General features: G+C 67.2%; 21 protein-coding genes. 9 read left to right on the top strand and 12 right to left on the bottom strand.

Annotation, left to right across the window (positions count from 1 at the left end; all coding sequences use genetic code 11):
* Positions 1-14: 14 nt before the first annotated feature.
* Genes phnK through phnG form a run of 5 tightly spaced genes read right to left on the bottom strand, consistent with a single transcriptional unit; the run spans position 15 to position 3927 of the window.
* On the bottom strand, positions 15-815 hold the full coding sequence (phnK, locus tag AC3WLC_RS08460) for a phosphonate C-P lyase system protein PhnK (protein ID WP_493684520.1): 801 nt from the start codon (positions 813-815) through the stop codon (positions 15-17).
* Positions 816-817: 2 nt separating this feature from the next.
* The gene (locus AC3WLC_RS08455) at positions 818-1744 is read right to left on the bottom strand and encodes an alpha-D-ribose 1-methylphosphonate 5-phosphate C-P-lyase PhnJ (RefSeq protein ID WP_493683483.1); all 927 of its coding nucleotides are present in this window, start codon (positions 1742-1744) and stop codon (positions 818-820) included.
* Positions 1741-2859 (bottom strand): carbon-phosphorus lyase complex subunit, encoded by a 1119-nt coding sequence (locus AC3WLC_RS08450; RefSeq protein WP_493683482.1) that lies wholly within the window; start codon positions 2857-2859, stop codon positions 1741-1743. Before AC3WLC_RS08450 ends, AC3WLC_RS08455 begins: the two co-directional genes overlap by 4 nt.
* Positions 2860-2881: 22 nt before the next feature.
* Complete coding sequence (gene phnH, locus AC3WLC_RS08445; protein WP_493683481.1) at positions 2882-3487, bottom strand: phosphonate C-P lyase system protein PhnH; 606 nt, start codon at positions 3485-3487, stop codon at positions 2882-2884.
* Entirely contained in the window at positions 3487-3927 is a 441-nt protein-coding gene (phnG, locus tag AC3WLC_RS08440; RefSeq protein ID WP_493683480.1) for a phosphonate C-P lyase system protein PhnG, read from the bottom strand. The genes phnH and phnG overlap by 1 nt, the downstream gene beginning before the upstream one ends.
* 88 nt (positions 3928-4015) lie before the next feature.
* Here phnG and phnF point away from each other — a divergent pair, with 88 nt between their 5' ends.
* Positions 4016-4762 (top strand): phosphonate metabolism transcriptional regulator PhnF, encoded by a 747-nt coding sequence (phnF, locus tag AC3WLC_RS08435; protein WP_493683479.1) that lies wholly within the window; start codon positions 4016-4018, stop codon positions 4760-4762.
* A 136-nt stretch (positions 4763-4898) separates the two neighbouring features.
* On the opposite strand, the gene serA is transcribed toward phnF, so the two are convergent.
* From serA to AC3WLC_RS08415, 4 genes are all read right to left on the bottom strand, one after another.
* Complete coding sequence (gene serA / locus AC3WLC_RS08430) at positions 4899-6155, bottom strand: phosphoglycerate dehydrogenase (RefSeq protein ID WP_493683478.1); 1257 nt, start codon at positions 6153-6155, stop codon at positions 4899-4901.
* A 119-nt stretch (positions 6156-6274) separates the two neighbouring features.
* Positions 6275-7123 carry a heme ABC transporter ATP-binding protein gene (locus tag AC3WLC_RS08425; RefSeq protein WP_493683477.1) on the bottom strand — a complete coding sequence of 283 codons (849 nt, stop codon included), beginning with the start codon at positions 7121-7123 and terminating at the stop codon, positions 6275-6277.
* A gap of 2 nt (positions 7124-7125) precedes the next feature.
* The gene (locus AC3WLC_RS08420; RefSeq protein ID WP_493684519.1) at positions 7126-8160 is read right to left on the bottom strand and encodes a FecCD family ABC transporter permease; all 1035 of its coding nucleotides are present in this window, start codon (positions 8158-8160) and stop codon (positions 7126-7128) included.
* A gap of 77 nt (positions 8161-8237) precedes the next feature.
* Entirely contained in the window at positions 8238-9209 is a 972-nt protein-coding gene (locus tag AC3WLC_RS08415) for a heme/hemin ABC transporter substrate-binding protein (protein WP_493683476.1), read from the bottom strand.
* Positions 9210-9422: 213 nt separating this feature from the next.
* On the opposite strand from AC3WLC_RS08415, the gene hmuQ reads away from it, so the two are divergent.
* The 3 genes from hmuQ (at position 9423) to AC3WLC_RS08400 (ending at position 12004) form a co-directional block, all read left to right on the top strand.
* A complete protein-coding gene (hmuQ, locus tag AC3WLC_RS08410; RefSeq protein WP_091832719.1) occupies positions 9423-9770 on the top strand; it encodes a heme-degrading protein HmuQ in 348 nt (115 codons plus the stop codon).
* A gap of 13 nt (positions 9771-9783) precedes the next feature.
* A complete protein-coding gene (gene hutX, locus AC3WLC_RS08405; protein ID WP_493683475.1) occupies positions 9784-10314 on the top strand; it encodes a heme utilization cystosolic carrier protein HutX in 531 nt (176 codons plus the stop codon).
* A gap of 244 nt (positions 10315-10558) precedes the next feature.
* On the top strand, positions 10559-12004 hold the full coding sequence (locus AC3WLC_RS08400; protein WP_493683474.1) for a hypothetical protein: 1446 nt from the start codon (positions 10559-10561) through the stop codon (positions 12002-12004).
* A gap of 6 nt (positions 12005-12010) precedes the next feature.
* On the opposite strand, the gene AC3WLC_RS08395 is transcribed toward AC3WLC_RS08400, so the two are convergent.
* On the bottom strand, positions 12011-12733 hold the full coding sequence (locus AC3WLC_RS08395) for a fused DSP-PTPase phosphatase/NAD kinase-like protein (protein WP_493683473.1): 723 nt from the start codon (positions 12731-12733) through the stop codon (positions 12011-12013).
* A gap of 142 nt (positions 12734-12875) precedes the next feature.
* On the opposite strand from AC3WLC_RS08395, the gene ppa reads away from it, so the two are divergent.
* Positions 12876-13415 (top strand): inorganic diphosphatase, encoded by a 540-nt coding sequence (gene ppa / locus AC3WLC_RS08390; RefSeq protein ID WP_493683472.1) that lies wholly within the window; start codon positions 12876-12878, stop codon positions 13413-13415.
* A gap of 61 nt (positions 13416-13476) precedes the next feature.
* Here the strand turns inward: ppa and galU are convergent, their stop codons facing one another.
* Positions 13477-14355, bottom strand: coding sequence for a UTP--glucose-1-phosphate uridylyltransferase GalU (gene galU, locus AC3WLC_RS08385; RefSeq protein ID WP_493683471.1), 879 nt, complete (start codon positions 14353-14355; stop codon positions 13477-13479).
* Positions 14356-14677: 322 nt separating this feature from the next.
* On the opposite strand from galU, the gene galE reads away from it, so the two are divergent.
* From galE to AC3WLC_RS08365, 4 genes are all read left to right on the top strand, one after another.
* Entirely contained in the window at positions 14678-15667 is a 990-nt protein-coding gene (galE, locus tag AC3WLC_RS08380; RefSeq protein ID WP_493683470.1) for a UDP-glucose 4-epimerase GalE, read from the top strand.
* Between the two features lie 90 nt (positions 15668-15757).
* Entirely contained in the window at positions 15758-16993 is a 1236-nt protein-coding gene (locus AC3WLC_RS08375; protein ID WP_493683469.1) for a lytic murein transglycosylase, read from the top strand.
* 67 nt (positions 16994-17060) lie between these two features.
* Positions 17061-18305 carry an SGNH/GDSL hydrolase family protein gene (locus AC3WLC_RS08370; RefSeq protein WP_493683468.1) on the top strand — a complete coding sequence of 415 codons (1245 nt, stop codon included), beginning with the start codon at positions 17061-17063 and terminating at the stop codon, positions 18303-18305.
* Positions 18306-18372: 67 nt separating this feature from the next.
* A complete protein-coding gene (locus AC3WLC_RS08365) occupies positions 18373-18642 on the top strand; it encodes a hypothetical protein (protein WP_493683467.1) in 270 nt (89 codons plus the stop codon).
* Between the two features lie 7 nt (positions 18643-18649).
* Here the strand turns inward: AC3WLC_RS08365 and AC3WLC_RS08360 are convergent, their stop codons facing one another.
* The gene (locus tag AC3WLC_RS08360) at positions 18650-19804 is read right to left on the bottom strand and encodes a winged helix-turn-helix domain-containing protein (protein WP_493683466.1); all 1155 of its coding nucleotides are present in this window, start codon (positions 19802-19804) and stop codon (positions 18650-18652) included.
* Positions 19805-19814 lie beyond the last annotated feature (10 nt).

Raw genomic sequence — 19814 nt, 5'->3', positions numbered from 1 at the left:
GGTTGTGACGGCGCTCATACGGTGAGCACCGCCGATGTCAGGAGTTGCGTGTAGGCGTGATGGGGATCATCGAGGACCTGGTCGGTCAGGCCTTGCTCGACGACGCGGCCATCCTTCATCACCATCAGGCGGTCGGTGAGCAGGCGCGCGACGGCAAGATCGTGGGTGACGATGATCGCGGCGAGGCCGAGATCGCGCACCAGCACACGCAGCAGGTCGAGCAGGCGGGCCTGGACGGAGACGTCGAGGCCGCCGGTCGGCTCGTCCATGAAGACAAGCTTGGGTTCGGAGACCAGCACCCGGGCGATCTGCAGGCGCTGCTGCATGCCGCCGGAGAATTGGCGCGGCCGGTCATCGATGCGGTTACCGGCGATCTCGACACGCTGCAGCCAGTCGAGCGCGGTCTCGCGGATCTTGCCGTAATGGCGCGCGCCATTGTCCATCAGGCGCTCGCCGACATTGCCGCCGGCCGAGACGTCCATGCGCAGTCCGTCGCGCGGATTCTGGTGGACGATGCCCCAGGCGGTGCGCATCAGTCGGCGTCGCTCCTGCTCGGCGACGGAATAGATGTCGAGCGGTTCGATTCCGCCCCGGAACAGCACCTGCCCTTCGTCGGGCTTGTCGATGCCGGCTAGGCAACGCAGCAGGGTCGACTTGCCCGAGCCGGATTCGCCGACGATCCCCAGCACCTCGCCCGGCCAGAGGTCGAAGGAGACCTCGGCGCAGCCGATGCGCTCGCCATAGAAGCGGGAGACGCCAGCGACTGAGAGCAGCGGGGCAGGGTCGAGCGCCAGCTCCTGCGGATTGACCTGCATGTTCATGGCTTGGCCTCGTCTTCGACCAGATGCAGCGCCGAGGCGTCGGCGAGCATGGCGCCGCGATGGCCTTCGGCCCGCCGCGTCTCGCAATGATGGCTGTCGGAACAGACGAACATGCGCCCGCCCTGGTCGTCGATCACGACCTCGTCGAGATAGGAATCGGCGGCGCCGCAGAGCGCGCAGGGCTGCTCCCAGCTCTGGATGCGGAAGGGATGGTCCTCGAAATCGAGGCTACGCACGCTGGTATGCGGCGGCACCGCATAGATGCGCTTCTCGCGCCCGGCGCCGAAGAGCTGCAGGGCCGGCGACATCTGCATCTTCGGATTGTCGAATTTCGGGATCGGCGACGGCGCCATGACATAGCGGCCATTGACCATGACCGGGTAGTCATAGGTCGTCGTCACCTCGCCGAAGCGGGCGATGTTCTCATAGAGCTTGACCTGCATCAGCCCGTATTCGGCCCAGGCGTGCATCTTGCGCGTCTCGGCCTCGTGCGGCTCGAGCTTCCGCAGCGGCTCGGGCTGCGGCACCTGATAGACCATGATCTGGCCGGCCTTCAGCGGCGCCTCCGGGATACGGTGGCGGGTCTGGATGATCGTCGCCTCGTCGGTCGCCTCGGTCGTGCGGGCATCGGCGGTGCGCTCGAAGAAGCGGCGAATCGAGACGGCGTTGGTGGTGTCGTCGGCACCCTGGTCGATGACTTTCAGCGTATCGTCCGGGCCGATGATCGCGGCGGTGACCTGGATGCCGCCTGTGCCCCAGCCGCGGGCGAGCGGCATCTCGCGCGAGCCGAACGGCACCTGATAGCCGGGAACCGCGACCGCCTTGAGCAAGGCGCGGCGGATCATCCGCTTGGTCTGCTCGTCGAGATAGGCGTAGTTGTAGGCCGGCCTAGTCTCGTCGCTGATGCTCTGGTGCACGGTCATTCCGCGGCCTCCGGCAGGGCTTCCTGTTGATCGGCGAGACGCTGCTCGCGCTCCTTGCGGATGCGGCGGATCAGTTCAAGTTCGCCCTGGAAATCGACATAGTGCGGCAGCTTCAGATGCTCGACGAAGCCGGCCGCCTCGACATTGTCGGAGTGGTAGAGGACGAACTCGTCCTGCTGCGCAGGATAGGTCGTCGCCTCGCCGAATTCGCGCGCCTTCAGCGCCCGGTCGACCAACGACATCGACATCGCCTTGCGCTCGCTATGGCCGAAGGAGAGCCCGTAGCCGCGCGTGAATTGCGGCGGCACTTCCTTCGAGCCGGCAAACTGGTTGACCATCTGGCATTCGGTCAGGGTAACGTCGCCGAGGTCGACGGCGAAGCCGAGCTCCTCCGGCACGTACTCGACCGCGACCTCGCCGACTCTGACCTCGCCGACGAAGGGATGGGTGTTGCCGTAGCCGCGCTGCACGGAGTAGCCGAGGCCGAGCATGAAGCCCTCGTCGCCGCGCGCCATCGCCTGCAGGCGGACATCGCGGTCGGCCGGGAAGGTGACGGGCTCGCGAGTGAGGTCGAAGGGGCGCGGATCGCCGGCGGGAGGCGCCTCCTCCTCCATCAGCCCCTCGGCGCCGAGGATATCCGGCACGCGCGGCATCGAGGCGTCGAGCGGCTGCGCGGCCGGACGGGCCTGCGCCTCGCCCGAAGTCGCCTCGCCCATCAGGGCGAAGTCGAAGAGCCGGTGGGTGTAGTCATAGGTCGGGCCGAGCACCTGGCCGCCCGGGAGGTCCTTGTAGGTGGCGGAGATGCGGCGGCGGATCGCCATCTTCGCGGTGTCGAGCGGCTCGGAGGAGCCGAAGCGCGGCAGCGTCGTGCGATAGGCGCGCATCAGGAAGGCGGCCTCGATCGCGTCGCCCTGCGCCTGCTTCAGCGCCAGCGCGGCGAGATCGGGATCGTAGAGCGAGCCCTCGTTCATAACACGGCCACAGGCGAGGCCCATCTGCTCACGGATCTGCGCGACGCCGAGCTCCGGCACACTGTCATCGCCGCGCCGTGCCTCGGCGACGAGATCATGGGTGGCGAGGATGGCGGCTTCGCCGCCTTTGACCGCGACATACATCAGTAAAGCTCCCGGCGGGGCATCAGCGGGCCTCCACGATTTGCGTCGAGCGCGGCAGGCCGAGCACCTGCGCGCCATGGACCAGCAGAAGGTCGACACCGAGCGGATAGACCGCAGCATTGTCTTCGACCTCGGCCCAGAAGCCGGGGCGCAGGCCAGTCGGGGCGATGCTGCGCTGGCCGGCGATCCCGGGGCCTTCGAGGGTGACGGCCTCGCCATCGTCAAACCCGGCGCACTGGACGAGCACGGTGGTGGAGCGATCGGGGAACTGGTCGTCGCCGGCGTTGAAGGCGGCGAGCGTCGGCTCGGCCGCGGCGCCGTCGATCACGGCGAAGGCCGCGCGGGCGGGATCATCGACGAGGGCGGCACCGCAATGGAAACGCAGCCAGCCGCCGGCCGGGCCGTCGCGCAGGGCGGCCGGGAGCCAGATCGGGGTCTCGTAATCGGCGAGCGTCAGCAGCGCGATGGCGGTCGCGGCTTCAAGCCCGGCGGGCGGCACGATCGCATCGCCGAGATCGCAGGCGAGGCCAGGCTCCGAGAGCGTGGCCAGCAGAGCGCGGAAGGCGCCTTGCGACTGGAAAACCGGATCGGCGAAGCCGGCGCCGATGAGAGTGTCGTCGTGAGCCATCAGCCGCCCCTGACCAGCGTGAAGAAATCGACCTTGGTGGCCGCGGCCTTGCGCGAGGCGAGCTCGCGAGCCGCCTGCTGCTGCTGAGCGAGAGCGAAGACGCCGCGCCGCAACGGGCCGGTCTCGATTTCGCCCTGCAGGAGCGCGTCAGTGATCGCCGCCAGCCGCGCCTTGCGACCGTCCCGGCCGAGTGCGTAGGAGAAGCCCATGGCACCGCTGTCGAGGCGGACGACGCAGCGCGTGACCGTGGCCTCGCCGAGATTGAAGCGGCGGCCGGCGCCGCCGGCGCGGCCTTCGACCATGATGGTGCCGGTCCCGGGCGCCTTGAGCAGTTCATGCGTCGGCAGCGGCCCGGCCTGCTGCAGCAAAGCGTCGATCTCGCCTTGCGTGGCTCGTGCCAGCACTGCCATCCAATGCTGGCGTGTCGCGATGTCCGTCATGCCGTGTCGGCCTCTCGCCAAGCGCTAATGTCTAGACTAAGATAAGTCTGTCGCCGAAAAAGGTCTATACATTTTGGATGAAATTTTGATGACGGGAACGCCGGACAATCAGGGCGGCGATGGCGGCACTGCCTGGCGGCGGATCGCCGACGCGCTGGCGGCCTCGATCGAGCAGGGCGAGTACGAGCCCGGCGACACGCTGCCGGCATCGGTCACTCTCGCTGAGCGCTATGGCGTGCACCGGCACACGGTGCGCCAAGCCTTCCGGCATCTGGCCGAGCGTGGGTTGGTCACAGTCTCACGCGGCCGTGGCACGCAGGTGACGGCGCCGCGCTTCCCCTACAAGCTCGGCCGCCGCGTCAGCATGCGCACCAACTTTGGCGCGGCGGGGATCGCGGTGTCGGGCGCGGTGCTGGCTTCGGAGGTGGTCGCCGGCGAGGCGGAGCATTGCGCGCTGCTTGGCCTGCCTGCCGGCACACCGCTCTGGGCGATCGAGACCCTGAGCCGGGCGGGCGGCACGCCGGTCGGCACCGGCATCCATTATCTCAGCGTCGAGCGCTTCCCACGCTTCGACGAGATCCTGACCGAGGCGGGATCATCGATCACCGCCGCCTTCAAGGCCTGCGGCATTCCCGATTATGTCCGCCGTTCGACCCGGCTGGCGGCGCGCCTCGCCAGCGAACGCGAGGCGGCCCTGCTCAAGATCGAGCCGGGGGCGGCGGTGCTGACGTCGGATGCCATCGATGCGCTGCCCGACCTGACGCCGATCCACATCGTCAACAGCGTCTTCGCCGGCGAGCGGATGGAGATGGTGGTCGAGCCTTTCGGGGATTGACGCGCTTTCCGATCAACCGAGGCGCCGAAAACGTCATTGCGAGGAGCGCAGCGACGAAGCAATCCAGGGGGACGTCGAGCGCTGCTGCCCCTGGGTTGCTTCGCTACGCTCGCAATGACGAAAAGGATAGCCCGGATCAGCCGCGTTCGTAGAGCAGGCGGGCGCGGATCGTGCCGTCCAGCGCCCGGATCTCCTCGATGATCTCGCGCGCGACCTCACCGACCGGATCGGCCTCCATCACGACATAGCCGATCTCGCCGTCGGTCTGGAAATTCTGGGCAGCGATGTTGATGTTGCGGCTGGCAAAGACGTCGTTGAGGCGGCGCAGCATGCCCGGCGCATTGCGCTGGACCTGGATGAAGCGGGTGCCGGCCGGGCGCGCCGGCAACTGCACCTGCGGGAAATTGACCGCGCCGACGGTCGAGCCGACATCGGAATAGTCGACCAGCTTGCGCGCCACCTCGGCGCCGATGCGCTCCTGCGCCTCTTCCGTCGAGCCGCCGACATGCGGGGTCAGTATGACGTTGGGCAGGCCCTGGATGGGAGTGACGAAGCGCTCGCTGTTCGAGGCCGGCTCCTTCGGGAAGACGTCGACGGCGGCGCCGGCAAGATGGCCGCTTTTCAGCCCCTCGGCGAGCGCGTCGAGATCGACCACTGTGCCGCGCGAATTGTTGATGAGATAAGCGCCCTGCTTCATCGCCGCGATCTCGGCCTTGCCGATCATGTTGTGCGTGGCGGGCGTCTCAGGCACGTGCAGCGAGACGACGTCGCTGTTCGCCAGCAGCGCCTTCAGGCTCTCGACCGGTTCGGTATTGCCGTGGCGCAGACGGTCGGTGTGATCGTAATAGATCACACGCATGCCCATCGCCTCGGCGATGTTGGAGAGCTGGCTGCCGATATTGCCGTAGCCGACGATGCCGAGCACCTTGCCGCGAACCTCGAAAGAGCCGTTCGCCGACTTGTCCCAGCCGCCCTCATGCGCCGAGCGCGAGCGATCGGGAATCCGGCGCAGCAGCATGACGATCTCGCCGATAGTCAATTCGGCGACGCTGCGGGTGTTGGAGAAGGGCGCGTTGAAGACCGGGATGCCGCGCAGGCGGGCGGCGTCGAGATCGACCTGGTTGGTGCCAACCGAGAAGCAGCCGACGGCGAAGAGGCGCTTGGCGGCGGAAAAGACCGGCTCGGTCAGCTGGGTGCGCGAGCGGATGCCGAGGATATGCGTCTTCTCGATCGCCTCGACCAGCTGGGCCTCGTCGAGCGCCTTCGGCAGACGGGTCAGATTGGTGTAGCCGGCCTGCTGCAGGGCGGCGACGGCAGAATCGTTGATCCCCTCGAGCAGAAGGACGCGGAGGCGGTCCTTCGGGAAGGAAAGCCGGTCGGTGGGGAGGTTCATGGCGCGCTCGACGGTCCAGCGATGCGCCCGCCCGCCTGATCGGGCGGAAGGCGCCGGAGCGCCCGCTATAGACCTGTTGTCGCAGCGCACAACCGCAAAGTTGTCGCGCCGGGTTCGCGTTAGGCGCTTGCCGCGCGCAGCGGCACGACGCCGCCCGGCGGCACCGGCGTCAGGTGCTGCTGCGGCAGCAGGAACGGCTGGCCGGCCGGCGGCAGGCGGCTGAAGGACAGCGAGACGCGGAAGACGCCGCGCAGCAGATTGTCGTCGAGAATAGCAGACGGCTCGCCCTGGGCGACGATCGCGCCCTCATGCATCACCACCAGCCGGTCGGCATAGGTCACGGCGAGGTTGAGGTCATGCAGCACGACCAGCACGGCGGCGCCTTGCGCGGCGATGCTGCGGGCGGCGTCGAGCAGAGAGAGCTGGTGGCAGAGGTCGAGGCTGGCGATCGGCTCGTCGAGGAAGAGGATCTGGCGCGGCGCCACACTGCGGCCAGCCTCCAACTGGCAAAGTGCCCTGGCGAACTGGACACGCTGCTGCTCGCCGCCGGAGAGGGTCTGGTATTGCCTGCCGGCGAGGCCGATCACGCCGGCGGTCTCCAGCGCCTGGGCGATGATCTCACCCTTGCGGGCACGCGATTGTGCCCGGCCGACCCCTTCCAGACCGAGGCGGGCGACCTCGTAAACGCTGAACGGGAAGGCGAGGCGCTGGTTCTGCACCATCACAGCGCGGCGGCATGCGAGTTCCCAGGCCGGGATCTGAGGCAAGGTCGCGCCATCGATGCGGATCGCGCCCTGCGACGGTGAAAGTTCGCCGGTGAGCAGCTTGAGCAGGGTCGATTTGCCGGCGCCGTTGGGGCCGACAACGATGGTGGTGGCGCCTTCTTCGAGCGCGAGCGAAGCGCCGCGCACCAGTGTGCTGCCGCGCACGGAGAAGGAGAGGCCGTCGGCTTCAAGCAGCGCAGCCATGCTCAGAGCTCCGCGATCCGGCCGCGGCGCAGCAGCAGCCAGAGGAAGAAGGGCGCGCCGATGAAGGCGGTGACGATGCCGATCGGCAATTCCGCAGGCACGACGACGAGGCGGGCGACGATGTCGGCACCGACCAGCAGGGCCGCGCCGCCGACAGCCGAAAGCGGCAGCAGCAGGCGATGATCGGGGCCGATCGAGAGCCGGATCAGATGCGGCACGACGATGCCGACGAAGCCGATCACGCCGGCTGCGGCGACGCTGGCACCGACGGCGAGCGCGACAAGCAGGATCGCGAGTGCCTTGATGCGCTGGACGGGGATGCCGAGATGATAGGCCTCGGCCTCGCCCAGCATCAGCGCATTAAGCCCGCGCGCCAGCAGCGGCACGGCGAGGAGCAGCGGGAGCACGATCGGCGCCACTGCCGAGAGCTTGGTCCAGCTCGCGCCGCCGAGGCTGCCGAGCGACCAGAAGGTCAGGTCGCGCAATTGCCGGTCATCGGAGACGAAGGCGAGCAGGCCGGTGAGCGAACCGGCGAGCGCGCCGAGCGCGACGCCGGCGAGCAGCATGGTCGCGACCGAGGTGCGGCCCTGGCGGGTCGCGATCAGATAGAGCGCCAGCGTCGAGACGAGACCGCCGAAGAAGGCGCCGAAGGGCAGCACCGCGAAGGGCAGCTTCATCGCGAAGGCCGACAGGAACAGGCGGTCGCCGAGGACGATGGTCGCTGCGGCGGCAAGGCCGGCGCCGGCGGAGACGCCGACCAGGCCGGGATCGGCGAGCGGATTGCGGAACAGCCCCTGCATCAGCGCGCCGGAAATGGCGAGAGCGGCCCCGACCAGCGCCCCGAGCAGCAGGCGCGGCATGCGGATATTGAGCACGACCAGCGCCTCGCGGCTGCCGAGGAGATCGGCAGAGCCGAAGCCGAGCTTCGCCAGCAGGATGTCGGCGACGCGGCCGGGCGCGATGGCGAAAGCGCCTGCCCCGAGCGAGAGCAGCATCAGCAGCAGGCAGATCCCGACCAGCGCTGCGATGGCGATCATGCCCTTGCGGCGATGGCCAGCGGTGAGCACGGCCAGCGCCGCAGCACTCGCATTCGGGGCCTGCTTCACGGCGAGAGTCATTTGGCGGTGGAAAGCTGCGCGATCTTGGCTTCGGGATAGAGCTCGGCCATCAGGTCGCGCGCCGCGTTCGGGGTGCGCGGGCCAAAGCCGAGCAGATAGAGCCCGTCCATCCGGATCAGCGATTTCTGCTTGGCCGCCGGCGTCTCCGAGAAGGCCGGCATGGCGAAGACCTCCTCCGGCGAAGCATTATGGGCGCTGCTGAAGCGCATCATCAGGATGACGTCGGGCGCCGCAGTGATGATCGCCTCGTCGGTCATCGGCTTGAAGCCCTCGACCGCATCCGCGGCGTTGACGCCGCCGGCGAGCGTGATGATCGCATCGGCCGTGGTAGCCCGGCCGCCAACCATGATGCGCCCGTTCTGCAGGGAGAGCACGAACAGGACGCGCTTCTGCCTGGGCAGGCTGGCACGCAGCTTGTCGAGCTCGTCGAAACGCCCCTTCACCGTGGCGGCGAGCTGCTGCGCCGGCTCGGCGACGCCGGCGGCCTTACCGATCGCGGCGATCTTGCCGACGACGGCCTCCGGAGAAAGCGCCTCCGGGATCATCGTGATCGGCGTGCCGGATTCCTTGAGCAAGGCGAGCGCGTCGGGCGGGCCGGCGCCCTCCACGGCGATGACCTGCGAGGGTTTCAGCGACAGCACGCCCTCGGCCGAGAGCGCCCGGACATAGCCGACGCTCTTCTTGTCCTTCAGCGCTTCCGGCGGCCACTGGCTCGTGGTGTCGACGCCGACGACTTTGTCCTGCTGGCCTAGCGCGTAGAGCACCTCGGTGACGACGCCACCGGCTGCGACGATGCGCTCGGCGGTCTGCGCCTGGGCAGGCGCGACGACGGCCAGCGGTTCGAGCGACCCGGCAAGGCCGCCCATCGCCAACAGCGAAATGACGGCAGCGGCCGCGACCTCGCGACCGAGGCGCTTGGCCCTGAGGCCCGCGAGCGGAGCGGATGAAGGCGCTTGCAGCGTACCCATGATCGATCTCGTGCATGCGACCGCGCGCAGCAGAAGCGCCTGCGACGCCCAGCTACACTAAAGTCATTACAAAGTAATAGCTCTTTTACAATCGTTCAAAACAACGATTATTGGAGCCGTTATTGACGGTGATATGCAGCTTTACTAAGGAGGGTCAAGAGCGGCGGAAGCTGCCGGACCATCACGTTTTTCCAAACCGCCGAGGATTTCCCGATGTTCATCGCCATGAACCGCTTCAAGGTCGTCAAGGGGGAGGAGGAGGCCTTCGAGACGGTCTGGTCCTCGCGCAAGACCCGCCTCGACGAGATGAAGGGCTTCATCGCCTTCCATCTGCTCAAGGGCCCGGAGAAGGAGGACCACACCCTCTACTCCTCGCACACGACCTGGGCCTCGAAGGACGACTTCACCGCCTGGACCAAGTCGGACCAGTTCCGCGAGTCGCATCGCAATGCGGGCCAGCCCCGGCCGACGCCGCTCTATCTCGGCCACCCCGAGTTCGAGGGCTTCGAGACGATCCTGACCGAGCACAACCCGCATCTGCCGCGCCAGGCGGCCGAGTGAGAGGCTGATCACGATGTCGCTTGCTGAGACATTGGCCCCGCCCGCCCCGGCCGAGGCGATGGAGAAGGTCCGGGCGGCGCTCGCCGCCAAGCCGGACGGCGTGATCGAGGCCGTCGCGCGTGAGCACGGCGTCTCGACGCTCGCCGTGCTGGAGGCGACCCCGGACGACCAGCGCCGCTTCATCGCCGCGGAGCGCTTCGAGGCGCTCTGGCAGGAGCTTGCGACCTGGGGCACGGTGCTCTTCATCGTGCACACGCCCGACATCGTGCTCGAATGCGAGGGCGCGCTGCCGGTCGGCTCCTTCGGCCATGGCTACTACAACATCCATGGCGACAGCCCGATCGGCGGACACATCAAGGCCGGCAACTGCAAGGCGATCTATCTGGTCGACCGTGCCTTCCACGGCCGCCGCTCCTGCTCCGTGCAGTTCTTCAACGGTGCGGGCGAAGCCATGTTCAAGGTCTTCGTCCGCCGCGACGCGGCGCGCGAATTGCTGCCCGACCAGGTCGCCCGCTTCGAGGCGCTGAAGCGCGACTTCGCCTGAGACCAACCGGCTCGGGCTGCCGGACACATCAATCGAAGCCTCCGCCGTCCGCCGGCGGAGGCTTTCTTGTCAGGCGTCAGGCGCATGGCCGCAGGTGGATCACTGATAAATGACGTCAATCGCCACTTTTCCGCCATACGCACCATCATACCGGTCAAGTGACTGCAGCGACATCGCGAAAGACCGAGAATTTACCAAGCGTTAACCATAGAGGCGCAGCCTTCCACCCGCGGAGCGAAGCGACGTGATCGATCCCATTGATCGCGTGCGAGCTCCGACAGGCAAGCGCCATGGCCAGCCGGCCGGCGCGGACGACCTGCCCATGGCCCCGGCTGAGGACGCTGAGATGGCGGCACAGCTCGCTCTGACCCGGGTCAGTCTCGCCAAGGACCTGATCGGACCGGCATCGACCGCGGCCACTCCCAGGGCTGCGCTGTCGTCGCTCACCCAGAAGACCGGCTTCCGCGACGGCGCCATGCTGGCGCTGCGCTTCGTGCAGGCGCGCCTGCTGTCGGTGTGGGGGCTGCTGCTGGCCGCTGCCCTTTGCCCGCCCAAGGTCTTCGCCGATTTCGCGATCTTCGCGGCTCTGGCCAATTTCATGTCGATCGCCGTGCTGCTGCGGTTCGAGGCGGTGTTCTTCCAGAACAACGACCGGCTGCGTCTGGGCCGGGCCTTCCGCCTGGCCGTGGCCACCGGCGTCGTTTTTCTCGCCGTCGCCGCTCTCGCGATCCTGTTCGCGGCGGCGCAGGGCTGGGTCCTGCGCGGCTTCGGCGCGCTCTTCCTGATCTCGCTGGCGAGTCGGGCGGCAATCCGGCTGCTGCTGGCGGAAGCCACGGCGGAAGGCGATTTCGCCACGATCGGCAACAGCAACATCGTCCAGGCGCTCCTCCAGCCGGGGATGATGATCCTGCTGATCTGGCCGCTTGGGCCGACCGCGCTGGCCCTCTTCGCGGCGGACGCCTTCGGCCATGCCGCCACCGCCTGCTATCTCGCCTGGCGGCGGCGCGGCTCGCTGCTGCGCCTGATGCACCCATCGCGCTGGTCGCTGACCGAATTGGTCGCGGCGGGATGGCAATGGCGCAGCTCGCCGACCTTCCTCCTGCCCTCGGCGCTGCTCTCCTTCGGCTTCTCGGCGGCTCCGCTGCTGGCCTTGCCGCTATCGAGCAATCCGGTCCTGGCCGCCCATGTCGCACTGGCGACGCGCCTGCTCGACATGCCGGCGCAGATGTTCGGCGCCGTGACGACCCCGCTGGTGATGAGCGACCTGCGCAAGCATCGCGGCCTCGATCAGCAGAAGCGGGCTCGGCTGCTCACCCTGGGCATGGTGGTGATCGTGGGAGCGCTCTTCACCACGATCGCCTTCGTCGCCGTCGGTACCGACGAATTCCTCCTGAGCGGCACCAAATGGGGCGGCATCGGCGAGGTGATGGCGATCATGGCGCTGTTCTATGGCTGCGGCGCGCTGGTCGGGCCCTTGCAGGAGATGGGCGCGTTCTCGTCGCGCCCGCAGAGCCAGATGACGGCCAATGCGATCGCGCTGGCCGCCGCGGCGATCGTGATCTGGGGCTTCGGCAGCCTGTCCCCGGCGGTGCTCGCGGTGATCGGCCTGATCTCGCTCGGGCGCCTGCTCCTGCACCTGCGCCTGACATGGACCGCGATCGGCGAGCAGCGGGCAGTCGGCGTCGCCTAAACCCGACTATTCTCGCCGGATCAGCCGGTCGGCGAGCAGCGACGAGAAGAAGCCCGGCTTGAACTCGCGCTCAAGGCGCTCTGGATCGTAGTCCTTCGCCACCCAGTCGAGGAACGGCGTGCCCTTGCTGGCGCCCTCGCGGGCATAGGCATCGAAGAAGGCGTCGAGGATGCCGGTCTTGGCGAAGCGAAAATGGCCATAGCGCAGCGAGAGCTCGGCCATCGCCTCGGCCAGAGGTCGCTTCTCGTGGACCAGCAGATAGAGCGCGGCGAAGAAGCCGGCCCGGTCGGCGCCGGACTTGCAGTGCACCAGCGCCGGCGTCTCGAGCCCGGCGAAGAAGGCCGGCGCGGCGAGGATGGTGTCGCGGTCGGGCGCGCCGCGCGAACGCAGGATGAACTCGACCAGCGCGATGCCATGGCGCTCGCAGGCCTCCTTCTGCAGCGGCCAGGCGCCGTGCTCGCGGCCGCCGCGCAGGTTGACGATGGTCTTCACGCCCTGGCGCGCAAACCAGGCGATGTCGGTCGGGGCCGGCTGGGCGGCGCGCCAGAGCTGCGGCGTGACGCGATGGGCGTTGAGATAGGCGAGCCGGAAGATGCCATGATCGGCCAGGAGCATGTTGGCCCAGGCGCGGGCGCGGTCGAGCCGGCCGCGCAAGGGGCGGTCCCAGCGTGCAATCCGCGCCATGCGCCTCGCATAACGGTCTTCCGGCCGCCGCCAGCGGTTCAGCATGGGATCGCACCTGTCATGCCGGCCCGATAGCAGCGGGAGCCCTGCTGCGCAAATCGGTAACTCCGACTAAAAGCCGGGCTTGGCCTTTGCGCCGCAACCGCGCATAACGCCGCGGAAGTTTTACCATCGACAGGTCAGGTACATGCGGCTCGACGCCATCGCCATCGGCAAGAATCCCCCCGAAGAGGTCAACGTCGTGATCGAGGTCGCCATCGGCGGCGAACCGATCAAGTACGAGATGGACAAGGAAGCCGGCACGCTCTTCGTCGACCGCTTCCTCTATACGCCGATGCGCTATCCCGGGAACTACGGCTTCATCCCGCATACGCTCTCGGAAGACGGCGATCCCTGCGACGTCCTCGTCGCCAATACGCGCCCGCTGGTGCCGGGCTCCTACATCGCAGTCCGCCCGATCGGCGTGATGATGATGGAGGACGAGGGCGGCGGCGACGAGAAGATCATCGCCGTGCCGGTCCCCAAGCTGACCAAGCGCTACGAGAACGTGACGAACTACACCGATCTGCCGCAGATCACGCTCGACCAGATCCAGCACTTCTTCGAGCACTACAAGGATCTGGAGCCCGGCAAGTGGGTCAAGCTCACCGGCTGGGGCGACGCCGCCAAGGCCAAGCAGCTGATCGTCGAGGCGATCGAGCGGGCCAAGAAGGCCAAGGCGGGCTGATCCCTGTCATTGAGAAACCAGCCATGGTCGGGCTCGTCCCGACCATGGCGTTCAGCGTTTGCTATTTCTTCAGCAGCCGCTCGATCTCAGCCCGCAGTTGCGGGCCGAGATCGCCGCGCTCCAGCGCATAGGCGACATTGGCGCTGAGGAAGCCGATCTTCGAGCCGGTGTCGTAGATGTCGCCGTCGAAACGCACGGCGAAGAATTTTTCCTGCTGCGCCAGCGCGATCATCGAATCGGTCAGCTGGATCTCATTGCCGGCGCCCTTCTCCTGCTTGGCGAGCAGATCGAAGATCGTCGGCTGCAGGATGTAGCGGCCGGTGATGTGCAGGTTCGATGGGGCCGTGCCCTTCGGCGGCTTCTCGACCATCTTGCTGATCTGCGAGACCTTGGCCTTGGCGTCGGCGACGCCGACAATGCCGTATTGGTGGGTCTGGTCCTCCGGGACCGGCGCCACCGCGATGTGGTTGCCACCATGCTCCTCATAGGCTGCGATCATCTCGGCGAGGCAGCCCTTGCCGGCCCCGTGATGCAGCATGTCGGGCAGCAGCAGCGCGAAAGGCTCGTCGCCGACGATGTCGCGGGCGCACCAGACGGCATGGCCGAGACCGAGCGGCGCCTGCTGGCGGGTGAAGCTCGCCGTGCCGGCGGCCGGCAGGTCGTGCTTGAGCGCCTCGAGCTCCTTGGTCTTGCCACGCTTGGCCAGCGTGTCGTCGAGCTCATAGGCCATGTCGAAATGGTCCTCGATCACGGCCTTGTTGCGGCCGGTGACGAAGACGAAATGCTCGATGCCGGCGGCGCGCGCCTCGTCGACGACATGCTGGACCACCGGCCGGTCGACGATGGTCAGCATCTCCTTCGGGATCGCCTTGGTGGCGGGCAGGAAGCGGGTGCCGAGACCAGCGACGGGGAAGACCGCCTTGCGGATTTTCTTGATCATGCGCGTCCATCTCGCACGCCCTGCGGCGCGCGCCTGCTGAGGTCGGAGGGCTTCTGGAGGGCCGGCTTCGCCCCATTCATGCCGGCTGCTAAAGGCTGGCCCGCGATTCTGGCGAAAGCCGGGCCGGCCCCATCTTCGAATACCAGTAGGGCCTTGCCGATACGTCAATGCTTTTCCGGCATTCTGCCGGTTCTGCCGCCCTGGCCATCATTCTTGCATGGCTTCACCCGAGCGGCGCCCGAGATTAGCCATGTGCGCCGGAGAGGCTGGATCGAACTGTCGTGATTCCGGATTATGCCGGTCACGTGACGAGGAGACGAAGATGGCGATTCTGGTTTCGGGCGGCGCCGGCTATATCGGCAGCCACATGGTCCTCGAACTGCTGGACCGCGGCGAGAAGGTGGTCGTGCTCGACGATCTCTCGACCGGCTTCTGGTGGGCGGTGCCGCAGGAAGCAACGCTCGTGCGCGGCGACATGGGCGACCAGGCCCTGGTCGCGCGCACCATCGCCGAGCACGGCATCAGCGAGATCGCGCATTTTGCCGCGAAGATCGTCGTGCCGGATTCGGTATCGGATCCGCTCGGCTACTACCACAACAACACCGTCAAGACGCGCGCTTTGCTGGAGAGCGCCGTGCGCGGCGGCGTCAAGCATGTGATCTTTTCCTCGACCGCCGCCGTCTATGGCGAGCCACCGGTCTCGCCGGTGCCGGAGGAGATCGCGCTCAACCCGATCAACCCCTATGGCCGCTCCAAGCTGATGAGCGAATGGATGCTCGGCGACGTCGCCCGCGCCCACGGCCTGACCTATGTTGCCTTGCGCTATTTCAACGTCGCCGGCGCCGATCCCAAGGGGCGTTCAGGCCAGTCCAGCACCAACGCCACCCATCTGATCAAGGTCGCGAGCCAGGCGGCGCTCGGCCAGCGCGCCGGGCTCGACATCTTCGGCACCGACTATGCGACGCCGGACGGCACCTGCATCCGCGACTACATCCACGTCACCGACCTCGCCCGCGCCCATCTCGCCGCGCTCGACCATCTGCGCACCGGCGGCGGCAGTCTGACGCTGAATTGCGGTTATGGCCGCGGCTATTCGGTCAAGGAAGTCGTCGAGGTGGTGAAAGAGGTCTCGGGCGTCGATTTCCCGGTCCGGCTCTCGCCGCGCCGCCCGGGCGACCCGGCCGCGCTGGTCGCCAAGGCCGATCGCATCCGCGCCGAGCTCGGTTGGCAGCCGCAGCATGACGACCTCACGCAGATCGTCACCCAGGCGCTCGCCTGGGAGGAGAGCCTGCGCAAGCGCAATGCGAGCTGAACAACGGGATTTGGCGCGGCGTTAACCCATGGTTAACCTCGATCGGGCGCTGTGGTGGAAAGACACTGCGACCGAGCCAGAGGAGCAACCATGCGCCCCGTCACCGTTCTCGCCTTCGCCGTGGCGCTCGGCCTCGGGCCGGCGCTCGCGCAGACGACGGGTTCGATCAATCCGGCGCGGGCGCAAGCTCCCAGGCCCGAGGCACGGCCGGCCGCACCGGGCCTCGACGGCTTCCTGAAGACGCTCTGGCCGATGGCGCAGGCGCGCGGCATTTCGCGCAAGACCTTCGACCTCGCCTTCCAGGGCGTGACGCCCGATCCCTCCATCGTGGCGCTGACACGCAAGCAGTCGGAATTCACCGCGCCGATCTGGAGCTATCTCAACAGCGCCGTCGGCGGCGGCCGGATCTCGCGCGGCCGCGAGATGCTCGACGCCCATGCGAGCGTGCTCGCCCAGGCCGAATCCCGCTATGGCGTGCCCAAGGAGATCATCCTCGGCATCTGGGGGATGGAAACCAATTACGGCTCGTTCAAGGGCGACAAGGACGTGATCCGCTCGCTCGCGACGCTGGCGAACATCCGCTATCGCGGCGACTTCTTCCGTGACGAACTCCTGACTGCGCTGGAGCTGATCGAGAAGGGCTATGTCGAGCGCAGCGAGCTGCGCGGCTCCTGGGCCGGCGCGATGGGCCACACCCAGTTCATGCCGTCGAGCTACATGAAATACGCGGTCGACCAGACCGGCGACGGCCATGCCGACATCTGGACCTCGACCAGCGACGCCATCGCCTCGACCGCCAACTACCTCAAGGGCTATGGCTGGACCCCCGGCCTGCCCTGGGGCATCGAGGTCGTGGTGCCCGAGGGCTTCGACCATAATCTCTACCGCGCCAGCTTCTCGTCCTTCCGCGCCGCCGGGGTGCGCCGGGCGGATGGCGGCTCGCTGCCCTCCTCCGGCGAGGCCAGGCTGTTCTATCCGGCCGGCCATACCGGCCCTGCCCTGCTGCTGACCGCGAATTTCGACGTCATCAAGAAGTACAATTCCTCCGACGCCTATGCGCTGGCCGTCGGCCATCTCGGCGACCGGATCATGGGCCGCCCTGCCCTGCAGAGCGACTGGCCGGTGAAGGCGCCGCGCCTCGACAAGGCAGGGATCACCGACGTCCAGCACCGGCTGAAGGGCTTAGGCCTCTACAATCACGACGCCGACGGGCGCATCGGCACCGGTACGCGCGATGCGGTCCGGCAGTACCAGCTGCGCGTCGGCCTGCTCGCCGACGGCTATCCGACTCCGGCGCTGCTGGCACGGATGAAGGCGCCCCGCTGACGAAGCGGGCGATCGCGACTATATTGCCGGCGGCGTCACCCTCTGACCGACGCCGATCGAGAGCATGATGCGCCTGCGTTCGCTCTTCATGGTCCTGGCAGCGGCCCTGCTCGTGCTCGTCACCGGCGGACCGGTCTCGATCGCCCAGAATCCGGTGCCGCCCGGCCGGATACCGCAGGCGCCGCCGCAGGGCCGCAGCCTGTTCAACATGTTCTGGCAGATCCCGGAGCGGCCTGTGGCGCAGCCGCGGCCGCAGCGCCAGCGTGTCGCTCCGGTCCAGCAGCGCCGGGCACCGACGCGCGTCGTCGTCCGCGACGATCCGGTCATCCCCAAGGTCGACGTCAACCACCATGTCCTGGTCATCGGCGACACGCTCGCCGGGCAGATCGCCGAGGGGCTGGAGGACAGCCTGCAGGATCGTGCCGACGTCGCCGTCGAGAACAAGGCCAAGGCCGATAGCGGGCTGGTCCGCACCGATTTTTACGACTGGCCGAAAGCGGCCGGCGAGCTCCTGGCGGCCGACGCCAAGGTCATGGTCGGCGTCGTGGTGCTCGGGCCGAACGACCGCCAGGTGATCCGCGAGGGCGAGATCACCCATGAGCCGCTGAGCGAGCGCTGGCTCCAGCTCTACAAAGCCCGGATCGAGGCCGTCGCCTCGGCCTTCAGCGCTAAGCGCGTGCCGCTGATCTGGGTCGGCGCGCCGCCGATGCAGAACGCCCGCCTCTCGGCCGACCTGACCACGCTGAACGATCTCTTCCGCAAGGGCGCCGAGGCGGCCGGCGGCGAGTTCGTCGATCTCTGGGGCGCCTATGTCGACGGCGAGAACCGCTACGCCGCCATCGGGCCGGATGTGAACGGCCAGACCGCGCGGTTGAGGCTCGGCGACGGCGTGCATTTCACCAAGGCCGGCGCCCGCAAGGCGGCGCATTTCGTCGACGTCGTCATCCGCCGGATCCTGGAGAAGACGCCGACGCAGAATGTCATAGCCTTGCCTGTTCCTCCGGAAGCAGAGGGCACGCCGGCGGCGCCCGCGCAGCCTATGGATGTCGAGCGCCTGATCGACCGCATGGTCAGCGGCATGCCGACCGACCTTCCTCTCCTGCCGGTGGTCCCGCCCAGACCCCTCGCCGGCCCGATCCTGCCCCTGACCGGGGCGGTCTCCCCTGGCGGGGATGCAGCGCTGATCGCCTCGATCCAGGAAGCGCGCGGCCGCGGCGACGTCGCAGCAGGTCTCGACCGCGTCTTCGGCCAGGGCATCGCACCCGAGCCGCGCCCCGGTCGCGCCGACGATTTCCGCTGGCCGCGAAATTAGCAAAAGTCTCAAGTTGTCTGCTGACAGCGAATTTCAATGAGCTCTATCACGGGAAAGATCGAAAGGTATGAGCTTGTTCTTCGAAAATATCGTAAATTTTCTTGGGAATCCAATATTGGTTACAATAGTCGCCTCTGTTGGCACATTTCTAACAGAAATCGGCTTAAAACGAAAAATAATCTCATCTTTGTCAATTATTTTTATGGGAATTATTTCATTTTATTTAGATTATAATCTAATTGGCGCTGCTACAGTTGTTTTTCCACTAGCAATTTTGCATTTATTAATTTGGTCTAAACAACGAAAAGGTACAGACAAACTTAAAACTGGCGCTTGAGCGCCACTCACCCAAGCTGAAAGCGTTCGAAGCGCCCCATCTCCTCGTCAACCTGCCGCCGCAGGTCTGCCGACGGCTCCGGCTCCAGCCAGGTCCATTGCTGTACCAGCAGCTTGCGTGCCGCCCGGTCGGCCTTGAGATCCGCGACGGCGACGATGCGATCCCCCGCCAGCACCGGCAGGCCGAAATAGCCGAAGACGCGCTTCTCCTTCGGCAGATAGGCCTCGAAGAGATGGTCATAGCCGAAGAACAGCTTCAGCCGCTTGCGCTGGATGATCAGCGGATCGAAGGGCGAGAGAATGTGGACGAGGCTGCCGTCCGCCGGCGCGGATGGTTCGAGCACCTCCGGCGCGGCCCAATGCGGCGCCTTGTCCGCACCCTCGATCGCTAACGGCACCAACTCCTTGCGCCTGACGCGCGCGGCGATCAGCTCGGCGACGCCCTTCTTGCTGGGCGCATCGAGATGGCAGATCGAATCGAGGCTGACGATGCCCTGGGCGCGCAGGGCGCGGTCGAGCTTGTAGGCCGCAACCTGGCGTTCCGATGCCGGCGCCGGCTGCTTCTCCCAGCCGAAATGGCGGTCGATCAGCTCATAGGTCTTGAGCATGCCGGAACGGGCGGAGATCGCGAGCTCGCCATCGTAGAAGGCGCGTTCGAGCAGTCCTTTCGACGGCTTCTTGCTCGCCCAGAGATGCGTCTTCTCGACCAGCACGTCGGTGTCGATGTCGCGGATGGTGAGGGCCCCGTCCTTGCGGATGCGGCGCAGCAGCTTGCGCGTCTCCTCGCGGCTGCCGACCGAGGCCCAGCGCTTGGGCTCGGCGCGATGCGCCTTCATCGCCGGCAGGAAATAGCGCAGGTCGACAGTCGGCACATAGGACAGCGCATGCGTCCAGTACTCGAACACCGCCTTGTCCTGCGACTGCGCCTGCGCGAGATCGTCGCGGCGATAGTCCGGGATCCGGCTGTAGAGGATGTGGTGGTGGCAGCGCTCGACCACATTGATCGTGTCGATCTGGACATAGCCGAGATGGGCGACGGCGGCGGTCGTCGCCTCCGGGCCGGAGCCGAAGGGCTCACGCGCGTCGAGCTTCTGAGCCTTGAGCCAGATCCGGCGCGCCTCCGCCTTGTCGAGTTTCAGAATCTTTCGCGGTCGCGTCGCCATGGCAGCAAGC

Source organism: Allobosea sp. GW821-FHT03A12, assembly GCF_058986765.1.
The sequence above is the reverse complement of the archived record's forward strand: the minus strand, read 5'-3'. Positions and strand labels throughout refer to the sequence as shown.

Coding starts and splice junctions, on each gene's coding strand:
- phnK (WP_493684520.1), bottom strand. CDS start 815: ATGCAGGTCAATCCGCAGGAGCTGGCGCTCGACCCTGCCCCGCTGCTC.
- AC3WLC_RS08455 (WP_493683483.1), bottom strand. CDS start 1,744: ATGACCGTGCACCAGAGCATCAGCGACGAGACTAGGCCGGCCTACAAC.
- AC3WLC_RS08450 (WP_493683482.1), bottom strand. CDS start 2,859: ATGTATGTCGCGGTCAAAGGCGGCGAAGCCGCCATCCTCGCCACCCAT.
- phnH (WP_493683481.1), bottom strand. CDS start 3,487: ATGGCTCACGACGACACTCTCATCGGCGCCGGCTTCGCCGATCCGGTT.
- phnG (WP_493683480.1), bottom strand. CDS start 3,927: ATGACGGACATCGCGACACGCCAGCATTGGATGGCAGTGCTGGCACGA.
- phnF (WP_493683479.1), top strand. CDS start 4,016: ATGACGGGAACGCCGGACAATCAGGGCGGCGATGGCGGCACTGCCTGG.
- serA (WP_493683478.1), bottom strand. CDS start 6,155: ATGAACCTCCCCACCGACCGGCTTTCCTTCCCGAAGGACCGCCTCCGC.
- AC3WLC_RS08425 (WP_493683477.1), bottom strand. CDS start 7,123: ATGGCTGCGCTGCTTGAAGCCGACGGCCTCTCCTTCTCCGTGCGCGGC.
- AC3WLC_RS08420 (WP_493684519.1), bottom strand. CDS start 8,160: ATGATCGCCATCGCAGCGCTGGTCGGGATCTGCCTGCTGCTGATGCTG.
- AC3WLC_RS08415 (WP_493683476.1), bottom strand. CDS start 9,209: ATGGGTACGCTGCAAGCGCCTTCATCCGCTCCGCTCGCGGGCCTCAGG.
- hmuQ (WP_091832719.1), top strand. CDS start 9,423: ATGTTCATCGCCATGAACCGCTTCAAGGTCGTCAAGGGGGAGGAGGAG.
- hutX (WP_493683475.1), top strand. CDS start 9,784: ATGTCGCTTGCTGAGACATTGGCCCCGCCCGCCCCGGCCGAGGCGATG.
- AC3WLC_RS08395 (WP_493683473.1), bottom strand. CDS start 12,733: ATGCTGAACCGCTGGCGGCGGCCGGAAGACCGTTATGCGAGGCGCATG.
- ppa (WP_493683472.1), top strand. CDS start 12,876: ATGCGGCTCGACGCCATCGCCATCGGCAAGAATCCCCCCGAAGAGGTC.
- galU (WP_493683471.1), bottom strand. CDS start 14,355: ATGATCAAGAAAATCCGCAAGGCGGTCTTCCCCGTCGCTGGTCTCGGC.
- galE (WP_493683470.1), top strand. CDS start 14,678: ATGGCGATTCTGGTTTCGGGCGGCGCCGGCTATATCGGCAGCCACATG.
- AC3WLC_RS08375 (WP_493683469.1), top strand. CDS start 15,758: ATGCGCCCCGTCACCGTTCTCGCCTTCGCCGTGGCGCTCGGCCTCGGG.
- AC3WLC_RS08370 (WP_493683468.1), top strand. CDS start 17,061: ATGCGCCTGCGTTCGCTCTTCATGGTCCTGGCAGCGGCCCTGCTCGTG.
- AC3WLC_RS08365 (WP_493683467.1), top strand. CDS start 18,373: ATGAGCTTGTTCTTCGAAAATATCGTAAATTTTCTTGGGAATCCAATA.
- AC3WLC_RS08360 (WP_493683466.1), bottom strand. CDS start 19,804: ATGGCGACGCGACCGCGAAAGATTCTGAAACTCGACAAGGCGGAGGCG.